Genomic DNA, 18,763 nt, shown 5'->3' with positions numbered 1-18,763 from the left:
AGGACAAAAGCGCGGCGGGCGTTCTCTTCGTTGTGCGCGGGTGAAAGCATGCGCCGCTGGTGATCCCTTGGGGGAGACCGGCGGTTTTTGCGGCGGAAGTGCGCCCGTTTATGGGAATGCCCCGGTGCGCACTTCGTTGACTTGCCGGAAACGGCTGGGCATAAATTTTTCACAGGAGGAAAATGCATATGAAGAAACGCATCGCTTCTCTGCTGCTGGCATTGGTGATGGTACTGAGCCTGGTACCCACCACTGTCTGGGCAGCAGAGAACCACGACGGCCAGGTTCGGGTCGTTGTGGAAAACACGACCTACGCAAAGGCCAACGGCGCTGCCTGGGATGGCACGCTGGTGGACAAGTGGGTGGACCTGGCCCCCGGGTCCTCCATGATGGACTGCATCGTCAGCGCCCTGGGTACCTATTCCCAGACCGGCGCGGAGTCCGGCTACATCAGCGAGATCAACGGCCTGTCCGCCGGTGACGGCGGCGAAGCCTCCGGCTGGATGGGAACCCTGAACGACTGGTTCACCAATGTGGGCTTTGCCGACATCAAGGCCGGGGACAAGCTGTTCGCCGGGGATGTCATCCGGGTCATGTACACCGTTAACGGCTATGGCGCGGACATCGGCGGCGACTGGAACACCCAGAGCGACACCAGCCTGGCGGCCCTGTCCTTCAGCGAAGGCGTCCTGACTCCCGACTTCGCCTCCGACAAGACCGCCTACACCCTGACCCTGCCCCAGGGCGTCACCGGCATCCGGATGACGGCCACCGCCTCCAACAAGAACAATCAGGTCTATCTCTCTGCCGACGGCACCGACTATCGCCGGGTGGAGACCGTGCCCGTCCATAACGGCACCGTCCTGACCATCCGCTGCGGCGACAAGGCGGCGGCCACCGAGTGGTCCCCCGCCATCACCCCCACCACCTACACCGTCACCGTGTCCCAGGAGGGTGACGCGCCCCAGGGCGACATGGACGTCTCCTTCAAGGGCCTGCACAATGCCCAGCTGGCGTCCCTGAAGCTGTATGACTTCGCCGATGGCGTCAAGGGAGACCGCGACCTGTTGGCCAATGTGACCCCCGAGGCCGACGGCTATAAGCTGATGATGAACACCAAGCTGCCGGCCGGCGACTATCTGGTGGAGGGCTACAACGCCGAGGGTCAGCTCAACGGCACCCTGGTGCTGACCGTGAAGGCCAATCAGGACAACGTGTTCACCCTGAACCGCGTCTATGAGATCTATGCCACCAACGACAGCTACAGCTGGGTGGAGGGCAAGGATTACACCATCGACGTCACCGTTACCGCCGCCGACGGTACGGACCTGCAGGCCAAGACCGGCGTGTCCACCACCTATGGCAATACCCGCACCTCCTGCCTGTTCCTGGAGGGCGGCAGTCTCAGCATCACCCTGACCCCCCTGGGCGAGAAGGCCGAGACCTATCTGCCCATCACCACCGCCATGTCCAGCAAGCAGACCGTGGACTGCGGCGCCAAGAGCTTCGGCCTGTCCATCCCCAAGGCCCTGGACCTGACCGTCACCGCCCCCGCCGGCTCTACCCTGCGGATGGGCACCTTCGGCAGCTACTATAGCTATACCTTCCTGGAGCCCGTTTCCCAGGAGACCAAGGGCGACACCATGACCGCCTCCTTCCGCCTGCCGGAGACCGGCAGTCAGCAGTTCCTGCGGGCCCAGAATCCCGACGGCGTCACCTACTGGACCTTCGGCAAATTCACCGGCGGCCAGGAGCTGGCTGTGACCCGGGACGACCTGCACCTGGATGACGATGTCACCGCCGCCTCCGTCAACCGCTTCGACAAGAATGTGTATGACCTGGGCAACATCTACCTGAACATCAACCGCCAGGGCTACCTGAACATGGATGCCGGCCAGACCTACGAGCTGAACGTGCTGCGTAACTGGCAGGCCATCGAGAGCTTCATGAACGGCCAGATCGCCCTGCCCGACGCGCACTATCGGGTGCTGAGCCTGGACGGCGGCGACAGCGACGTGGTGACCATCACCCCCGATGCCAACAACTCCTGCCTGGCCACCATGACCGCCAACCGCCCGGGCACCGCCATCGTCCAGGTGACCTATGATGCCATGACCTTCGCTCAGGGTATGGGCGGCAAGGACTTCAGCGCCATCTGGCCGGAGTTCACCGGCGTGTTCGTGGTGTCCGTGGGCGCTGATGGCTCCTCTATTCAGACCAACACCTTCATCGACCGTCCCACCGTGAACGTCACCAAGGACGAGCAGAAGTATCTGGACGCCGAGCACGACATCCTGTTCTATGTGGGTACCCAGGGCGCCAGCTACAGCTTCACGCCCTGGGAGGGCTGCACTGTTACCGTGGCCCGCTCCACCGTCACCGATAAGATGACCTTCAACGGCTTCACCAGCCAGGGCGTTTCCGTGGATAAAAACGGCCAGGTCACCGTTACGGGCCTGACCACCGGCCGCCACATTCTCCGCATCGAGAAGGACGGCATGGCCGCCTACCAGGTCATCACCGCCCGGGGCGTCAGCTATGACATCATCGACGCCGACGGCAACGTCCTGCCCCAGGATGCGGAGCTGGTTCCCGGCCAGGCCGTAAAGGTCCAGTTCCACGACCTGGTAAGCCCCAAGGAGAAGATCTCCGGCGTTTACAACTTCAATTTCTCCCTGGTGTACCTGGATGCCCAGGGCAGCAAGTATCAGACCAACCCCGGCACCCCCTTCGGCCAGTATGACTTCAGCAGCAATCCGGCCCGTCAGCTGCTGAGCGTCACCATCCCCGAGACCGCCGAAGGCTACAGCTATGACCTGACCGGCACCATCCGGGTGGGCGGCTTTGGCGGCATTCCCACCCACCGCGGCGTGTCCTACCGCTCCGGCATGGACCGCCAGTACGGCACCACCACCGCCGCAGTCCTGACCCGTCTGCCTGAGCTGGTGCTGCCTCTGACCGGCTGGTACGTCCACGATGTGGAGCAGAAGATCGCCGCCATCGGCGAAGTGACCCTGGACTCCGAGGAGGCCATCCAGGCCGCCCGGACCGCCTATGACGCCCTGCGCCAGGAGCGCAAGGAGCAGGTCAGCAATTATGACGTGCTGGTGGCCGCCGAGGCCCGGCTGGCGGAGCTTCAGGACGAGGCCGTGGCCAACGTGGAGACCCTCATCAACGCCATCGGCCAGCCTGTGACCCCCGCCTCCCGCGCCGCCGTGGAGGCCGCCCGGGCCGCTTATGACGCCCTGGCCCAGAAGCTCCAGGCCCGGGTGGGCAACTATGACGTGCTCCTGGCCGCCGAGGCCCGGCTGGCGGAGCTGAACGCCGAGAACATCTATAAGACCACCGGCGACTATATCGCCGCCAAGGGCGCCCCCGTCACCGGCTCCATCGGCGGCGAGTGGGCGGTTCTGGGCCTGGCCCGTTCCGGCCGGGACATCCCCGGCACTGACGACTACTACGCCTCCGTGGAGGAGTATGTGCGCAAGGCCATGGACGAGGACGGCCGCCTGAACCGCTCCCGCTCCACCGAGAATTCCCGTCTGATCCTGGCCCTGACGGCTATGGGTAAGGACGTGACCCATGTGGCCGGGCGGAACCTGCTGGACGGCCTGGATTCCATGAGCTTCATCACCAAGCAGAGCGTCAACGGTCCCGTGTGGGCTCTGCTGGCTCTGGACAGCCATGACTATCCCGTCTCCGGCGACGTGACCCGGGAAAAGCTGGTCCGGGCCATCCTGGATACCCAGCGGGAGGACGGCAGCTGGCCTGTCATCGCCTCCTCCCAGGTCCCCGATGTGGATATGACCGCCATGGCCATCCAGGCCCTGGCTCCCTACTATGAAAACGCCCAGGTGAAGGCGGCTGTGGACGCGGCCCTGACCTTCCTGGCCGGTGTGCAGAACGCCGACGGCACCTTCAGCGAGATCCCCGGCACCGATGCCTCCGCCGAGTCCACGGCCCAGGTCATCGTGGCCCTGACGGCCCTGGGCATTGATCCCACCGCCGACAGCCGGTTCGTAAAGAGCGGCGTCAGCGTCGTGGACGCACTGTGCGGCTTCTATGTCACCGGCGGCGGCTTCCGCCACCTGATGGCCGACAAGACCGTGGACGGCATGGCCACCGAGCAGGGCTACTATGCCCTGGCGGCCTACTATCGCCTGACTGCCGGCAAGACCAGCCTGTATGACATGAGCGACGTCACCATCACCGTGATGCCCGATCAGCCTGTGACTCCCGATCAGCCCGCAAAGCCCGATGTTCCCCGTACCGGCGATGAAAGCCCGGTGCTGGTGTGGATGGGCATGGCGGCTCTGGCCGGTGCGGCCGTGCTGCTGATGCAGAAGAAGAAAAAGCGCGCGTAAACCGCCGCAAATACACCCGCGCAGGGGCGTTTTCGGACGTCCCTGCACATGGTGCTATAAATGGAGGTGTTCCCCTATGCGGAAAAGATACGGAAAATTCCTGCTGGCCCTGGTGCTGGCCCTGACATTGCTGATGGCGGGGTGCGGCAGCCAGACCCCGGACACGCCGGTAACGCCGGTGAACCCCGGCACGGAGCAGACGGATCCCCAGGACAAGCCCGAGACGCCGGATACCCCGGATACCCCCGACGAGCCGGACACCCCGGACACGTCAGAGCCGTCCGGCCAGGATCAATACCACACGGACCCGGTGCCCCAGGGGAAGCCCCAGCCGGTGGAGCCGGAGGAGACCAAGCCCGACACCTCTCAGCAAGCCACCTGCACCATCTCCATCTCCTGCGCCACCATCCTGAACAATATGGACAAATGCGAGGAGGCCAAGCGGGCGCTGATCCCAGCCGACGGCACCATTCTGGCGGCTTCCACGGTGACGTTCTCCCCGGGGGAGAGCGTGTTCGACGTGCTGCAGCGGGTGTGCCGGGAGCGGAAGATCCCCATGGAGTTCAGCTTCACGCCCATCTATAACTCCGCCTATATCGAGGGGATCTATAACCTGTATGAGTTCGACGTAGGCGACGGCTCCGGCTGGATGTACAAGGTCAACGACTGGTTCCCCAACTACGGCTGCTCCCGGTATCAGGTGCAGCAGGGGGACGTGATCTGCTGGGTCTATACCTGCGACCTGGGCTATGACGTAGGCGGCGGCTACGCCGCCGGGTAAGGCCCCGAAAACCGCAAAAATCCCGCAGGGCGGGGCCTGTGCGCCTCGCCCTGCGCAGAACCGTATGACGAAAGGAGGCCGGAGCCGTGGGCGACGCCTTTTCCCGCTATCATCCCCTGGTGAATTTCCTTTTTTTCGCCCTGGTGCTGGCCTATTCCATGGTGCTGATGCACCCGGTGTGCCTGGCGGTGTCCCTGACGGGGGCGCTGGTGTACGCCGGTGAGCTGGGAGGCCGCCGGGCCCTGGCGGGGCACCTGAAATTCGCCCTGCCGGTGCTGCTGCTGGCGGCCATCGTGAACCCGGCCTTCAACCACGCCGGAATCACCATCCTGACGTATCTGCCCTCCGGCAATCCCCTGACCCTGGAGAGCATCCTCTACGGCCTGGCGGCGGGGGCCATGCTGTGCGCCGTGGTGCTGTGGTTCGTGTGCTTCAACGCCGTGATCACATCGGACAAGTTCGTGTATCTGTTCGGCCGGGTCATCCCGGCCCTGTCCCTGGTGCTGAGCATGACATTGCGGTTCGTGCCCCTGTTCCGGCGGCAGCTGGAGGTGGTGCGCCAGGCCCAGTTCTGCATCGGCCGGGACGCCTCCTGCGGCAGCGTATGGCAGCGGGCCAGAAGGGCCGTGACCATCTTTTCCATCATGGTCACCTGGGCCCTGGAAAACGCCATCGAAACCGCCGACAGCATGAAAAGCCGGGGCTACGGCCTGCGGGGCCGGACGGCCTTCTCCATCTATCGCATGGAGAGCCGGGACCGGTACGCCCTGGCGTGGCTGGGCTTCTGGGGGCTGTATCTGCTGTGCGGATGCCTGGCCGGAGGGCTAAAGTGGTGGTATTTCCCCCTGCTGCAGGGGGTCATGACCCAGCCGTTTTCCATCAGCTTTTATCTGGCGTATCTGGCCCTGTGCCTGACGCCGGTGATCCTGGACCGAAGGGAGGCCCGCGCATGGCGCTGTTCACCGTCGAAAACCTGAGCTTTACCTATCCGGGGCAGACCGCCCCGGCCATTGACCGCCTGACCCTGACGGTGCCGGAGGGGGCCTTTCTGGTGCTGTGCGGCCCGTCAGGCTGCGGCAAGTCCACCCTGCTGCGGCAGCTGAAGCCCACCCTGGCCCCCCACGGGGTCCGGCAGGGGCGCATCCTATTCCGGGACGCCCCCCTGGAGCAGGCGGACCAGCGGACCCAGGCGGCCCGCATCGGCTTTGTCCAGCAGTCGCCGGAAAACCAGATCGTCACCGACAAGGTGTGGCACGAGCTGGCCTTCGGGCTGGAGAGCCTGGGGACGGACACCCCCACCATCCGCCGCCGGGTGGCGGAGATGGCGGCCTTCTTCGGCATCGAGGACTGGTTTTATCGGGACGTGGCGGAGCTGTCCGGCGGACAGAAGCAGCTGCTGAACCTGGCCTCGGTGATGGCCATGCAGCCGGACGTGCTGATTCTGGACGAGCCCACCAGCCAGCTGGACCCCATCGCCGCCTCGGACTTCCTGGCGGTGCTGGGGAAGATCAACAGGGAGCTGGGCACCGCCGTGGTGCTGACGGAGCACCGGCTGGAGGAGGCCTTTCCCCTGGCCACCGCCGTGGCGGTGATGGACCGGGGCAGGCTCCTGTGCACCGGCACCCCCCAGCAGGTGGGCCGTCTGCTGAAAACCCTGGGTCACGGGATGTTCCTGGCCATGCCCGCCGCCATGCGCATCTGGGCCTCGGTGGACACGGAGGCCCCCTGCCCCGTCACCGTCCGGGAGGGGCGGGACTTTCTGCGCCGATATGCCGCGGAGCGTCCGCTGGGCCCCCTGCCCCGGGAGGAGGCGCACCCCCGGCGGGAGCCGGTGATAACGGCCAGGGGGGTGTGGTTCCGGTATGAGCCGGACAGCCCGGACGTTGTAAAGGGGCTGGACCTGACCCTGGGCCGGGGGGAGTTCCTGGCCCTGCTGGGCGGCAACGGCGCGGGAAAAAGCACCACCCTGCGGCTGCTGTCCGGCATGAAAAAGCCCCAGCGGGGCGAAATTTCCCTTCGGGGACGCATGGGGATGCTGCCCCAGAATCCCCAGACCCTGTTTGTGAAGAAAACGGTCCGGGAGGACCTGTTTGAGATATTCTCCGGCACGAAAACACCCCGCCCCCGGCAGGAGGAGCGGGTGGCCCGGATGACGGCCCTGTGCCGCCTGGAGGACCTGCTGGACCGGCACCCCTACGACCTGTCCGGCGGCGAGCAGCAGCGGGCGGCCCTGGCCAAGGTGCTGCTGCTGGAGCCGGAGATCCTGCTGCTGGACGAGCCCACCAAGGGCCTGGACGCGGAGTTCAAGCAGACCTTCGCCCTGATCCTGCGGACTCTGCTGCGGCAGGGGGTGTCCCTGCTGATGGTCAGCCACGACGTGGAGTTCTGCGCCCGGTACGCCCACCGCTGCGCCCTGTTTTTCGATGGCGGCGTGGTGACGGAGGCGGCGCCCCGGGACTTCTTCAGCGGCAACAGCTTCTATACCACCGCCGCCAACCGCATGGCCCGCAGTCTGGAGCCCCGGGCGGTGACGCCGGAGGACGTGATGGCCGCCTGCGGCGGCACGGTGACGCCGGAGCCGCCTCTGCCGGAGGATATCCCTCCTCTGCCGGAGGCCCGGGAGGAGACGCCGGACTGGAAGCCGCCGCGCCTGCCCCTGTGGCGCAAGGCCCTGGCCGCCGTGTCCGGGGCGGGAGCCATGGCCATCTTCCTGTATGCCGCCAATGTCACGGACCTGTCCGCCGTGGTGGACAAGGGCGGGCTGACGGCTCTGGGGCAGAAGCAGCTGGCGCTGTATCTGGTGTTCTGCGGACTGCTGCTGATCCTGGCCCTGGCCATCGGGCGGCGGTCCAGGCCCCCGGCGCAGGTGCAGCTTCCGGTGGAAAAGCGGAAGCTGTCCCGCCGGACGACGGCGGCTGCGGCGTCCATCCTGCTGCTGATCCCCGTGACCCTGTTCGTGGGGGTGTATTACCTGAATAACCAGCGATACGGCCTGGTGTCGATGCTGGTGCTGCTGGAGTGCATGGCCCCGTTTTTCCTGGTGTTCGAGGGGCGGCGGCCCCAGGCCCGGGAGCTGGTGGTCATCGCGGTGCTGTGCGCCATCTCCGTGGCGGGCCGGGCGGCGTTTTTCATGCTGCCCCAGTTCAAGCCCGTTATGGCCATGACTATCATTTCCGGCGTGGCCCTGGGCGGCGAAAGCGGCTTCCTGGTGGGGGCCTTGTCCATGCTGGTGTCCAATATGCTGTTTTCCCAGGGGGTGTGGACCCCCTGGCAGATGTTCTCCATGGGGATCATCGGCTTTCTGGCGGGTGTCCTGTTCCGGAAGGGCCTGCTGCGGCGGACCCGGGGGAGCCTGTGCACCTTCGGCGCGTTCTGCGCCATCGTGATCTACGGCGGCATCATGAACCCGGCGTCGGTGCTGATGTGGGCCGGGGCGGAGACCCTGACCTGGAAAACCCTGCTGACCTATTACGTCACCGGCTTCCCGGTGGACTGCGTCCACGCCGCGGCCACGGTGTTCTTCCTGTGGATCGCCGCGGAGCCTATGCTGGAGAAGCTGGACCGCATCAAGGAAAAATACGGCCTGCTGCTGTGAGGGCTGCCGGGGGGTTGCAATTTCCGGAAAAGTGTGGTATACTGATCTACCAACCAAAAGAGAGGAGGTCCGCCATGGAAAAGCGGGGTATCAAGATCGCGGCCCAGAACCGCAAGGCCCACCACGACTATTTCGTGGAGGACCGATACGAGGCGGGCATCGAGCTGGCCGGAACGGAGGTCAAGTCCATCCGGCAGGGCCGGGTGAACCTGAAGGATTCCTACTGCGTGGCCAAGGACGGCGAGATCTACGCCCACAGCATGCACATCTCTCCCTATGAGCAGGGCAACATCTTCAACAAGGACCCGGACCGGCCCAAGCGGCTGCTGATGCACAAGCGGGAGATCCGCAAGCTCCACGACCTGCAGAAGCAGGACGGCTATGCCCTGATCCCCCTGAGCCTGTATTTCAAGGACAGCCGGGTAAAGGTGGAGCTGGGCCTGTGCAAGGGCAAAAAGACCTATGACAAGCGGGACGCCATCGCCAAGCGCGACGCCAAGCGCGAAATGGAGCGGGCCGTCCGCGAGAAAAACCGGTAAAAAAGGAGCGTATCCATGAGCAATCCCATTGTTACCATCGAAATGGAGAACGGCAAGAAGATCACCGCCGAGCTGTATCCCGATATTGCGCCGCAGTCCGTGCGGAATTTCATCTCCCTGGCCAACTCCGGCTTCTATAACGGGCTGATTTTCCACCGCTGCATCTATGGCTTCATGATCCAGGGCGGCTGCCCCGACGGCACCGGCATGGGCGGCCCCGGCTACTGCATCAAGGGCGAGTTCGCCGCCAACGGCGTGCCCAACGACCTGCGCCACACCCGGGGCGTTCTCAGCATGGCCCGGGCCCAGGCTATGGACTCCGCCGGCAGCCAGTTCTTCATCATGCACAAGGACGCGCCCCATCTGGACGGGCAGTATGCTGCTTTCGGAATGGTCATCGACGGCATGGACGTGGTGGACGAGATCGTCTCCCAGCCCAGAAACATGATCACCAACAAGCCCAAGAAGCCCCAGGTGATGAAGTCCGTCACCGTGGACACCCAGGGCGTGGAGTACCCGGAGCCTGACAAGCTGCCGGACCCCTTCCACAAGTAAAAATGTTTTCAAGGTATCCGGGCCGGTTTCCCGGCCCGGACGCCTCCTATCCCATATACGGGGCTGTACCGGTTTCGACGGGGGTGTGGAGGCAGGATAAGCGGGCGGCGGCGCCTGACCGCCTTAAAACGGGCAACTTTAAAATTAACTGACAACAATCGTATTGCTGTCGCTGCCTAACTAAAGGCAGCCGTCTGAACCGGAGAGGCCACAGGCCGGGGAAGGCGTCGTTGATGTGGCGGACGTGCGGCGGGTAAGAGTTGCCCCGCCCATGCATCATGACTCTACTGAACTGTGCAGTCTGGCCAGTGCCTGCCCAGGGAGGGAATGCTGAAACTGTCCTGCGCCCGGAGAAGGTCCTGTCAAAGTGCTTTCGGACAGGGGTTCGACTCCCCTCAGCTCCACCATTGGACGTATATCCGAACCCTACATTGCGTGGGGAACGGTATTTGTCCAAACAAAAAGACACTCCTTACCGTAATGGTAGGGAGTGTTTTCTTTGTATCTAAGGCACTTAGGTGAGTTAGGTGAGTAATCGGGCTAAAATCCCTATAACTTCTTCTTAGTACGCGCGTATATAGAAATAGTTATAGGGAAATGTACCCGATTACTCACCTTCCTCACCTAAACTTTTTAAATTTAGGGGCAATTATAGTCTTACTTCTTCCCCTTCACCACAAACCCGGCAAACCCCGCCGCTTTCAGCTTTTCCAGCATCCTGTCGGCGTTGGCGCGGACGGCGAAGGCTCCCACCTGGACCCGGTACAGCACCTGTTCGGCGTCGGCCTTGGGTTCTTCGGCAGGCTTCTGCGTCTGAGCCGGGACGAAGGCCACGCCCAGGTACTTGCACAGGCCCTTGGCGATGGCCTCGCCGATCTCCGTGGTGTGCTCCACGATCCACTTGGCACCCTCCACCGTGTCGTGGAATTCGCACTCACAGTATACCGTGGGAGCCGCCGGAGTCCGCACCTCGTAAAGGTTGGGGTTCTTCTGCACGTTCTCGGACGTTCCCGGCGTCAGCGGGGCCAGCTCCGCAAACACCGCCTTGCAGGCGTCGTACCCCTTGCCGGGGATGGCGTAGCAGAACAGCCGGGTGCCCATGACCTTGCCGTTGCAGGCGTTGGTGTGGACGCAGTTGTGGATGTCCGCCCTGAAAGCGTTGGACTGGGCGCAGCGCTGGGCCATGGTGGAGCCAAACGCCGCCACCTGCACCTCCACGCCGCTGCGGCGCAGGGCCGCCGCCTCCGCCTCGGCGATCTTCTGGCACTGAACGTGCTCGTTGGTATTGCCCCAGGCGTAAGCGTTGCTCACCTGGTCGCTGGGGCTGATGTAGACCTTCTTACTCATCGCTATTCTCCTCTCCCGGCAGATTCTCCTCTGCCGTGTCCTCAGTGTGTACCTTCAGCTTTTTCAGCAGGGCCTGCATAAAGCCCGGCACCGGTGCGCCAATGGCCGACACATTCTCCAGGATGGACAGCAGCTCGTTGATGACCAGCCAGATGATGACGATGCTGGCAAACAAAAAATCCACCGGCCAGTTCCAGCCCAGGCTGTCCGCCCCGTAGCGCAGAAGCCAGTCCACCACGCAGGCCACCCCGACAATCACCAGATAGCCCACCTTTTTCAGGATGCCCCACAGGCCCACCCGGGAGGACAGCTCCCCGGCGTTCCATGCCTTGGTCATGCCGGTGATGTAGTCCAGGACCATCACCACCAGCAGCACCAGCACCGGCACCAGCAGCTGAATGCCGTAAGCGCACAGCGCCCCCAGGGCGGCCGCCAGCGCGGCCTTGATCGTGTTTTCTTTCATGTAAAATCTCCTTTCCTGCCGCCTTGGGCGGCGTGATTACTGCGTGAATGCCTTGGCCGACAGATTGCCGCTGTTGTCCACGGCGATGGTGTACAGGGTGTCGTTGGGGGCCTGCACAAATACGTTGGCCATGTTCTGCTTGACCTCATCACCAAACTGCATGGGGGTACCCACCCACACCTGCTTATAGGCGATCTCCTGGTTCTTGGTGATGATGGCCCCGGCGGCATCACCGTTGCCCACGATACGAATGAACGCCACACTGAGATCGTTAATGGTAATACTAAAGCCCTTGCCGTCGCTGTCGAATACTGCATCGTAGGAGGTCCCGGAGGTGGCTTTGTATGTCACAGCGCCAGTAGAAGTCTTCATGCCATTGTACTGCACGGCAATGGGCCAGATGGAGCCGCCGCCGCTCTCAAAGGTGCCATCCGGGCAGCGCACCCGGATCACGTCCCCGGACTTGCATCCGATGTAATTGCTTGTCCACATGGTGTAGGTCCGCACGTCCGTGCTTTCTCCGCCGGAGCCATTGAGTCTAGTGTTGGGCTTAAAATCTGGGTCAGCCGTATTTAATGCATTCGTAAAATTCGGCTGCTGCTGGTATTCACCCTCGGCGGCCTGGACGAACGAGGTATCCGCCGGGGTGATGGGCGCGGCGACAGGCTGCCACCATCCGGAGCCGGTCCACCACTTGGGCTTGCCCAAGCTGCTGTCCCAGACGGACATACCCGGGTAATACTTATCCGCGTCCAGCGTTCCGCCCTGACCGGGCAGGGCAACGGTATCCGCCAGATACTGCCGGTTTCCGCTGGCGTAGCCATCGTAGGGCACCAGCCCGGAAGGGGTAGGATAGAAGTAGCCGTTAAGCCCATCTGTCGCAAGAAAAATCTTGCTGTCTGCGCTGGGGATCGTGGCCAGCAGGTCGGGCAGCTGCCCGGTACGACCGGCGGACCGGATGATGGAAAACCCGATCAGAGACAGCGCAATCTGCGCGGTGGGGCCGGTTACGTCCACAAGCGCTGTGTTGGTGTAGGTGTCGGCGCTGCGCTCGTAGAGCTGGAGCCCGCACACGGTGACCGTTGCGCGGTTGGCCATCATGATGGGCACGCCTGCCGTCTGCCGCCAGCCGCCGGATCAGCTGTCCACTGTAGGCATGGTTTTGGCGGCATTGCCGGTTTTCTTGATGATGGCGGTGGACGGATTCTCGCCGATCAGCGCCGGACTGTGGCCCTCCCACCATTTGACGCCGTCGATGGTGGTCACCGCATCGCTGTAGGTCTGGATGACCAGCGGCGCGGTGATGATGTAGGTGCCCGCCGGGACATACACGGCCATGGCCAGCGTCGACACAGCCCTGTCAATGGCCGCCTGAATGGCCGCCGTGTCATCCGTGCTGCCGTCGCCCTTGGCCCCGAAGTCCCTGACGTTCAGGATGCCTCCGGCTTTTTTCTTCCAGCTGGCAGGGCGTCCGTCCGCCCCGACGGTATCCACCGCAATCTGGTCGCCTGCGGACAGCCCCGACAGCCCCATTGCGTCGGCAATGGAGGAAGCCGTCACGCTGGCGTCGGACCCGGCGGGGCCTCGCGGGCCGGTATCGCCCTTGGGTCCCTTCAGATTGGCCAGAGCCACCACATTGTCCCAGTTTTTCCCATCGCCGGAAAACTGGATGTATCCGCCCTCCACCCGCATGGACGAGACCGCCGGGTGCTCCGTCAGATAATCCGCCACCGCCTGGGCGACGCTCTCCGGCTGCACCGCAATCAGCCGATTGAGCTTTTCCGTGAGCTGATCGTACACATCCTCCGCCGGGTCTGCCGGAGCGCCGCCGGGGGTGGTGACAGACGGCAGCACCGGCAGGGCCGCCGCCCGGCTGGTGTGCAGGTCCCCGGCGTACAGGCCCACGGACGCCCGCCCCGACGTGCTGAGCACCGGCAGGGCCGCCGTACTACCGGTGAATACCACGTCCTGATAGCTCCCGTCCGCCAGGTTTACCCGCATGGTTTTGGTGCCATAGGGGGTCCACTCGTTGTCCAGGGCCCACACCACCGTGTAGTCGCTGTTGCCGCAGATCACGGTCCCTGTGCCTCCGGCCCGCTTGTCCCGAATTTTGATCTTGATTTCAGGCATTTGCATCATCTCCCTTCGGATACGCCCGCACGCGGCGTAAAAGTTGCCCCCGCTGTTGCCGTCTCCGTTTTTGCTGACAGTTGACAGCATGGCCCTGCGATGCTACAGCTTCGCCCGCACCGGCGAGGACGCCGCCTATCTGGCCTTTGACATTCCCCTGGAGCAGGTGGAGCAGGGCCTGGCTGCGCTGAAAACCCTGGGCGTCGGCGGCTTCAACGTCACCATGCCCTGCAAGACCGCCGTGGCGGGGCTGGTGGACGAGCTGCCCCCCGCCGCCAGACTCATCGGCGCCTGCAACACCGTTACCGTCAGCCAGGACGGCAGACTCACCGGTCACAACACCGACGGCATCGGCTTTGTCCGCAATCTCCACGAAAACGGCGTGGAGGTCCGGGGCAAGCGTCTGGTGGTGCTGGACGCAGGCGGCGCGGCTACCGCCATCTGTGTGCAGGCCGCTTTGGACGGCGCGGCGGAGATCGCCATCTTCAACCGTGATGACGAATTTTTCGCCAACGGACGGCACACCGTGGAGAAGCTGGCCCAGACCATGCCCGGCTGCAAGGCATCCATCACCCCGCTGGAGGACGGCGCGGCCCTGGCCGATGCGGTGCAGCACTGCGACATCCTGGTAAACGCCACCCGTGTGGGCATGAAGCCCCTGGACGGCGAGACGTTGGTCGATCCCGCCCTGTTCCGCGCCGATCTGGTGGTGGCGGACACGGTGTATAACCCCCGGGAGACCCGGATGATCCGGGAAGCCAGGGCCGCAGGCTGCCAGGCCGCCGTGGGCGGCATCGGCATGCTGCTGTGGCAGGGCGTGGCCGCCTTCAGGCTATTCACCGGCAAGGATATGCCCGCCCAGGAGGTCCTGGAGAAGTTCCTCTCCTGACAACGAGAAAGTGAGGTGCGACGATGAAATTCCCCAACATGTTTTCCCCCGTGCAGATCGGCACGGTGACGGTTCCCAACCGCTTTGTGGTGCCCCCCATGGGCAACGATCTGGCCAACACCGACGGCTCCCTCAGTGAGCGCTCCCTCTCCTATTACCAGGCCCGGGCCAAGGGCGGCTTCGGCCTGATCACCATCGAGTCCACGGTGGAGAAGGACAGCGAGCTGGGCGGTAACTTCTGGAGATTATTTCAAGCGATCTGATTTACGCATAACAAGCTATCGGAAAGGCTGCTGTCAAACGACGGCGGCTTTTCTTTTTCGGGAAGTATTCAAGAAGTCATAAAGTTCCGTGAGTAATGGAAGAAGGCAGCGTTTACGAAAATGTCACAATTCAACGCAGAAAAACCTCAAATATTTTAGATAGCCCCACCATCAGAACGGATTGACAATTCGACAAAATGTGATATAATCCCACTGTCTGGAAAAATATAAAGTTGTAGCACAGAGGTATCTGCTCAAAAGCAGATGAGAAGGGAATCCGGTGGGAATCCGGAGCGATGCAGTCACTGTGTACGGGAGCGGCCTTGCAATCCACTGGGAAACTGGGAAGGGCAATGCCGTGACGAACGAAGTCAGGAGACCTGCCTCTGTGTGGAATCTCAAACCTGTTGCCAACGGGTTGGTTTTCCTACAAACTTATGATCCGTCGCGGAGCGCCGCACGGATGTATATGTAGTAAGAAGCTCTGAGGGCGGCTGTGTGAAACACAGCCGCTTTTATATTTCTTTCAGAACAAATATTTGGAAAGAGGTAGATCAACCATGAAGAAAGCACTTGCCTTTCTGATGGCGGCTGTGATGCTGATGAGCATGCTGACCGCCTGCGGCAACAAGGACAACAACGACGTGAACACCGAGAAGACCGACAAGGCCGCCGCCGATAAGGTCGCCGCCCTCATCGATGCCATCTACGTGCAGGAGCGCACCGAGGAGACCGATGCCCAGTGCGAGGCCGCCAAGGCCGCTTGGGATGCCCTGACCGACGCCCAGAAGGCACTGGTGGAGGGTGAGGAAGCCAGCCCCGACTATTTCGGTCTGGACACCGGTGACGCGTCCAAGGACGATCCCCGCAACCAGGACGAGATCGGCGAGAAGGAGCTGCTGGTGGTGTCCTTCGGCACCTCCTTCAACGACAGCCGCGTAGCCGACATCAAGAGCATTGAGGACGCCCTGCAGGCGGCCAACCCCGATTGGTCCGTGCGCCGCGCCTTCACCGCTCAGATCATCATCAACCACATCCAGGCCCGTGACGGCGAGAAGATCGACAACATGGAGCAGGCTCTGGAGCGCGCTGTCGCCAACGGCGTGAAGCAGCTGGTGGTGCAGCCCACCCATCTGATGCACGGTGCTGAGTACGACGAGATGTGCGCCGCCATTGACAAGGTTCGTGACAAGTTCGAGTCCGTTGAGATCGCCGAGCCCATGCTGGGTGAGGTGGGAAGCGACGCCACCGTCATCAACACCGATAAGGAAGCCGTTGCCAAGGCCGTCGTCGCCGCTGCTCTGAGCGAGAGCGGTTACGAGTCCACCGCCGCCGCCAAGGAGGCCGGTGTGGCTTATGTGCTGATGGGTCACGGTACGGCGCATGTGGCGAAGGTCACTTACAGCCAGATGGCCACCCAGATGGACAAGCTGGGCTATGAGAACGTGTTCATCGGCACCGTGGAGGGCGAGCCTGAGAATACCTCCTGCGAGGCCGTGATCGCAGCTGTCAAGGAAGCCGGTTACACCACCGTGGTGCTACGTCCCCTGATGGTCGTGGCGGGCGACCACGCCAACAACGACATGGCCGGTGCGGACGAGGATTCCTGGAAGACCATGTTTGAGGCCGCCGGTCTCACCGTGAACTGCCAGATCTCCGGCCTGGGCCGTATCGATGCCATCCACGCGCTGTATGTCGCCCACACCAAGGCGGCTATCGACGCTATCGCGTAACAAGGACTGAACGGGCTCCGGGGCGGTATATTATCGCCTCGGAGCCTTTTTCAGAGCAAGGAGGACACATAAAAATGAAGAAGTTTCTTTCCTGTCTGCTGGCACTGCTGATGACGGCATCGCTGCTGACGGGCTGCGGACAGCAGAAAACAGATGACAACAATGGCGGCGATGTCGCCGAGCCCGCGCTGGCGGACGGCACCTACACCGCGGATTTCAACACCGACAGCAGTATGTTCCACGCCAACGAGACCTGCGACGGCAAGGGCGTGCTGACCGTGAAGGACGGCCAGATGACCATTCACGTCAGTCTCGCCTCCACCAGCATCGTGAATCTGTTCCCCGGTTTGAAGGAGGACGCACAGAAGGACGGCGCCGTGCTGCTGCAGCCCACCAAGGATACCGTCACCTATCCCGATGGCCTGACCGAGACGGTCAACGGCTTTGATATCCCCGTGCCCGCACTGGACACGGAGTTCGACGTGGCCCTCATCGGCAAGAAGGGCGTGTGGTATGACCACAAGGTTTCCGTCTCCAACCCTGTTCTGAAGGAGGATGACGGCGATGACGCTGCCGCCATCGCATTGGCGGACGGCACTTACACCATTGAGGTGGGCTTTGAGGGCGGCTCCGGTAAGTCCCATGTGCTGACCCCCTGCACCCTGAAGGTGGAGAACGGCGCTGCCACCGCCACCATCGTGTGGAGCAGCCAGAAGTACGACTATATGCTGGTGGACGGCCAGCGCTATGACGTTCTCACCACCGAGGGCGGCTCCACCTTCGAGATCCCCGTGCGGGCGCTGGATACCCCGCTGACGGTGATCGGCGACACCACCGCTATGAGCACCCCCCACGAGATCGAGTACACCCTGACCTTTGATTCCACCACGGTGGTGGAGGCAGCCCAGTGAAACGGCTGACCGCCGCGGTACTGGCGCTGCTGCTGATGCTGTCCCTCTGTGGCTGCGGCACGGCAGACGCCCCTGCCAAAACCGATGGACAAACTGTCTCCGTATCGTGGGATGAGTTGGTCTTTGACCGTACCATGCCCCTGCGCTATGCCCAGCAGTTTACCGTAGAGTATGCCGGAGAGAGCTACAAGCGCATTACCATCAACAACGACCGGGTGTACCTGCTGGTAGCGGAGGGCGCGGCGGTACCGGAGGGCGTACCCGCCGGCGTCACCGTTTTGCACCAGCCGCTGGATCAGATCTATCTGGTGGCGGCCGCCGCCATGGACTACTTCGACAAGCTGGACGCCGTCGGGTGCATCACCCTCAGCGGCAAAAAGCAGTCGGACTGGTATATCCAACGTGCCAAGGACGCCATGGACAGCGGAGCGCTGGTATACGCCGGCAAGTACTCCGAGCCGGATTATGAGCTGATCTTGTCACAGGGTTGCGATCTGGCGGTGGAAAACACCATGATCTATCACTCTCCGGCGGTGCTGGAGCAACTGGAGCGGCTGGGCATCCCTGTGCTGGTGGAGACATCCAGCTACGAGACCCAGCCCATGGGCCGGATGGAGTGGATCAAGCTGTACGCGGCGCTGCTGGACAAGGAGGACGAGGCCGAGGCGCTGTTTAATGAGAAGATGGACAGCGTGGCGGACGTACTGGAGCAGCAGCCCACCGGCAAGACTGTGGCGTTTTTCTACATCACCAGCAGCGGCGCTGTAAACGTCCGCAAGTCCACGGACTATGTGGCGAAGTGCGTTGCCATCGCAGGCGGAGACTATGTCTCCTTCGATGAATCGGCGGAGGACAACGCCCAGTCCACCGTCAACATTCAGATGGAATCCTTCTACCACGGTGCAGTGGACGCCGATGTGCTGATCTACAACAGCATCATCGATGGCGAGCTGCACACGCTGGACGAATTGGTGGCACTGGATCCACTGATGGCCGACTTCAAGGCCGTCAAGAGCGGTAATGTGTGGTGCCTGACCAAAAACTTCTATCAGGAGTCGCTGGAGCTGAGCGATCTCATTCTGGACGTGAACCATGCGTTGAACGACGCGCCGGATACGGCTTTTCACTTTCTGACACGGATGAAGTGAGCATTTTTTACATCATAAGGAGGAGCGGCATGAAGAGAAACCGAA

Annotated in this window: 15 protein-coding genes, 1 other RNA gene and 1 riboswitch; of the genes, 12 read left to right on the top strand and 4 right to left on the bottom strand. The window is 62.9% G+C overall.

The window, feature by feature from the left end; translation table 11 throughout:
* Window positions 1–188 precede the first annotated feature (188 nt).
* From LKD37_RS07145 to ssrA, 7 genes are all read left to right on the top strand, one after another.
* On the top strand, window positions 189–4,364 hold the full coding sequence (locus LKD37_RS07145; protein WP_302928566.1) for a prenyltransferase/squalene oxidase repeat-containing protein: 4,176 nt from the start codon (window positions 189–191) through the stop codon (window positions 4,362–4,364).
* Window positions 4,365–4,440: 76 nt separating this feature from the next.
* Window positions 4,441–5,145, top strand: a complete 705-nt coding sequence (locus LKD37_RS07140) for a DUF4430 domain-containing protein (protein ID WP_306414423.1) — start codon at window positions 4,441–4,443, stop codon at window positions 5,143–5,145.
* A gap of 86 nt (window positions 5,146–5,231) precedes the next feature.
* Complete coding sequence (locus LKD37_RS07135; RefSeq protein ID WP_302928565.1) at window positions 5,232–6,122, top strand: energy-coupling factor transporter transmembrane component T; 891 nt, start codon at window positions 5,232–5,234, stop codon at window positions 6,120–6,122.
* A complete protein-coding gene (locus LKD37_RS07130; RefSeq protein ID WP_302928564.1) occupies window positions 6,095–8,740 on the top strand; it encodes an ATP-binding cassette domain-containing protein in 2,646 nt (881 codons plus the stop codon). The genes LKD37_RS07135 and LKD37_RS07130 overlap by 28 nt, the downstream gene beginning before the upstream one ends.
* Window positions 8,741–8,814: 74 nt before the next feature.
* Window positions 8,815–9,279 (top strand): SsrA-binding protein SmpB, encoded by a 465-nt coding sequence (gene smpB, locus LKD37_RS07125; protein WP_022176505.1) that lies wholly within the window; start codon window positions 8,815–8,817, stop codon window positions 9,277–9,279.
* Between the two features lie 15 nt (window positions 9,280–9,294).
* A complete protein-coding gene (locus LKD37_RS07120) occupies window positions 9,295–9,834 on the top strand; it encodes a peptidylprolyl isomerase (protein ID WP_302928563.1) in 540 nt (179 codons plus the stop codon).
* A 59-nt stretch (window positions 9,835–9,893) separates the two neighbouring features.
* Window positions 9,894–10,241: a transfer-messenger RNA gene (gene ssrA, locus LKD37_RS07115) on the top strand.
* 250 nt (window positions 10,242–10,491) lie between these two features.
* Here the strand turns inward: ssrA and LKD37_RS07110 are convergent.
* The 4 genes from LKD37_RS07110 to LKD37_RS07095 are packed head-to-tail and all read right to left on the bottom strand — an operon-like array spanning window position 10,492 to window position 13,774.
* Entirely contained in the window at window positions 10,492–11,181 is a 690-nt protein-coding gene (locus LKD37_RS07110; protein WP_302928562.1) for an N-acetylmuramoyl-L-alanine amidase, read from the bottom strand.
* Entirely contained in the window at window positions 11,174–11,644 is a 471-nt protein-coding gene (locus tag LKD37_RS07105; RefSeq protein ID WP_302928561.1) for a phage holin family protein, read from the bottom strand. The genes LKD37_RS07110 and LKD37_RS07105 overlap by 8 nt, the downstream gene beginning before the upstream one ends.
* Before the next feature lie 36 nt (window positions 11,645–11,680).
* A complete protein-coding gene (locus tag LKD37_RS07100; protein WP_302928560.1) occupies window positions 11,681–12,745 on the bottom strand; it encodes a hypothetical protein in 1,065 nt (354 codons plus the stop codon).
* Between the two features lie 36 nt (window positions 12,746–12,781).
* On the bottom strand, window positions 12,782–13,774 hold the full coding sequence (locus LKD37_RS07095) for a glycosyl hydrolase family 28-related protein (protein ID WP_302928559.1): 993 nt from the start codon (window positions 13,772–13,774) through the stop codon (window positions 12,782–12,784).
* A 70-nt stretch (window positions 13,775–13,844) separates the two neighbouring features.
* On the opposite strand from LKD37_RS07095, the gene LKD37_RS07090 reads away from it, so the two are divergent.
* The 5 genes from LKD37_RS07090 to LKD37_RS07070 all read left to right on the top strand — a co-directional run bounded on the left by LKD37_RS07090 (window position 13,845) and on the right by LKD37_RS07070 (window position 18,718).
* A complete protein-coding gene (locus LKD37_RS07090) occupies window positions 13,845–14,663 on the top strand; it encodes a shikimate dehydrogenase (protein WP_302928558.1) in 819 nt (272 codons plus the stop codon).
* 23 nt (window positions 14,664–14,686) lie between these two features.
* Window positions 14,687–14,926 carry an oxidoreductase gene (locus tag LKD37_RS07085; RefSeq protein WP_370686858.1) on the top strand — a complete coding sequence of 80 codons (240 nt, stop codon included), beginning with the start codon at window positions 14,687–14,689 and terminating at the stop codon, window positions 14,924–14,926.
* A 227-nt stretch (window positions 14,927–15,153) separates the two neighbouring features.
* Window positions 15,154–15,328: riboswitch (cobalamin riboswitch) on the top strand.
* Window positions 15,329–15,528: 200 nt separating this feature from the next.
* A complete protein-coding gene (locus LKD37_RS07080; RefSeq protein ID WP_349048827.1) occupies window positions 15,529–16,659 on the top strand; it encodes a sirohydrochlorin cobaltochelatase in 1,131 nt (376 codons plus the stop codon).
* 74 nt (window positions 16,660–16,733) lie between these two features.
* The gene (locus LKD37_RS07075; protein ID WP_302928556.1) at window positions 16,734–17,570 is read left to right on the top strand and encodes an iron transporter; all 837 of its coding nucleotides are present in this window, start codon (window positions 16,734–16,736) and stop codon (window positions 17,568–17,570) included.
* Window positions 17,567–18,718, top strand: a complete 1,152-nt coding sequence (locus LKD37_RS07070) for an ABC transporter substrate-binding protein (protein WP_302928555.1) — start codon at window positions 17,567–17,569, stop codon at window positions 18,716–18,718. Before LKD37_RS07075 ends, LKD37_RS07070 begins: the two co-directional genes overlap by 4 nt.
* Window positions 18,719–18,763: the final 45 nt, after the last annotated feature.

It is taken from the genome of Brotocaccenecus cirricatena (assembly GCF_020687045.1).
In the GTDB taxonomy this organism is placed as follows: domain Bacteria; phylum Bacillota; class Clostridia; order Oscillospirales; family Oscillospiraceae; genus Vescimonas; species Vescimonas cirricatena.
The sequence above is the reverse complement of the archived record's forward strand: the minus strand, read 5'-3'. Positions and strand labels throughout refer to the sequence as shown.

What these genes read in the sequence shown, in the direction of transcription:
- LKD37_RS07145 (WP_302928566.1), top strand. Translation starts at nt 189, where the DNA reads ATGAAGAAACGCATCGCTTCTCTGCTGCTGGCATTGGTGATGGTACTG.
- LKD37_RS07140 (WP_306414423.1), top strand. Translation starts at nt 4,441, where the DNA reads ATGCGGAAAAGATACGGAAAATTCCTGCTGGCCCTGGTGCTGGCCCTG.
- LKD37_RS07130 (WP_302928564.1), top strand. Translation starts at nt 6,095, where the DNA reads ATGGCGCTGTTCACCGTCGAAAACCTGAGCTTTACCTATCCGGGGCAG.
- smpB (WP_022176505.1), top strand. Translation starts at nt 8,815, where the DNA reads ATGGAAAAGCGGGGTATCAAGATCGCGGCCCAGAACCGCAAGGCCCAC.
- LKD37_RS07120 (WP_302928563.1), top strand. Translation starts at nt 9,295, where the DNA reads ATGAGCAATCCCATTGTTACCATCGAAATGGAGAACGGCAAGAAGATC.
- LKD37_RS07110 (WP_302928562.1), bottom strand. Translation starts at nt 11,181, where the DNA reads ATGAGTAAGAAGGTCTACATCAGCCCCAGCGACCAGGTGAGCAACGCT.
- LKD37_RS07105 (WP_302928561.1), bottom strand. Translation starts at nt 11,644, where the DNA reads ATGAAAGAAAACACGATCAAGGCCGCGCTGGCGGCCGCCCTGGGGGCG.
- LKD37_RS07100 (WP_302928560.1), bottom strand. Translation starts at nt 12,745, where the DNA reads ATGATGGCCAACCGCGCAACGGTCACCGTGTGCGGGCTCCAGCTCTAC.
- LKD37_RS07095 (WP_302928559.1), bottom strand. Translation starts at nt 13,774, where the DNA reads ATGCCTGAAATCAAGATCAAAATTCGGGACAAGCGGGCCGGAGGCACA.
- LKD37_RS07085 (WP_370686858.1), top strand. Translation starts at nt 14,687, where the DNA reads ATGAAATTCCCCAACATGTTTTCCCCCGTGCAGATCGGCACGGTGACG.
- LKD37_RS07080 (WP_349048827.1), top strand. Translation starts at nt 15,529, where the DNA reads ATGAGCATGCTGACCGCCTGCGGCAACAAGGACAACAACGACGTGAAC.
- LKD37_RS07075 (WP_302928556.1), top strand. Translation starts at nt 16,734, where the DNA reads ATGAAGAAGTTTCTTTCCTGTCTGCTGGCACTGCTGATGACGGCATCG.